The organism is Candidatus Pantoea persica (assembly GCF_013753875.1).
GTDB lineage: Bacteria > Pseudomonadota > Gammaproteobacteria > Enterobacterales > Enterobacteriaceae > Pantoea > Pantoea persica.
Genome location: NZ_SMDS01000015.1, coordinates 1 through 521, shown reverse-complemented (window position 1 = coordinate 521; position 521 = coordinate 1). Strand labels below are relative to the sequence as shown.

Annotated in this window: 2 tRNA genes; both read left to right on the top strand. The window is 49.1% G+C overall.

The features are described 5' to 3' along the window. Nucleotides 1–96 precede the first annotated feature (96 nt). Nucleotides 97–173 (top strand) — tRNA-Ile (locus EIO60_RS04875). Between the two features lie 140 nt (nucleotides 174–313). Continuing rightward, nucleotides 314–386 (top strand) — tRNA-Ala (locus EIO60_RS04870). Nucleotides 387–521: the final 135 nt, after the last annotated feature.

Sequence of the window (521 nt, the reverse complement as noted above, 5' to 3'; positions counted from 1 at the left end):
GAACCTGTGGTTGGATCACCTCCTTAACCTGGATTCTGCCTTCGAAGTGCTCACACAGATTGTCTGATAGAAAGTAACGAACAGAAAAACCTCTACAGGCTTGTAGCTCAGTTGGTTAGAGCGCACCCCTGATAAGGGTGAGGTCGGTGGTTCAAGTCCACTCAGGCCTACCAATTCGCACTCATGCTGCGTTATGTTTCCGGCTCGCATAGTTCACTATGCTTCGCGAAAACATGCCTTGCCTGAGCACGAATTAACGTTTCTCGTTAAGGGAAAGGTTGAGTGTAGTAGACGGTCTCTGCAGTAACTGTATGGGGCTATAGCTCAGCTGGGAGAGCGCCTGCCTTGCACGCAGGAGGTCAGCGGTTCGATCCCGCTTAGCTCCATCATACTGTTTTCTGAAACAGTTTAGAGCGTACCTGAAACGGTGGATGCGAAATATTATGCTCTTTAACAATCCGGAACAAGCTGAAAACTGAAACGACACGTCGCGTTCATTCCCCGCAACAGGATTGAGATAG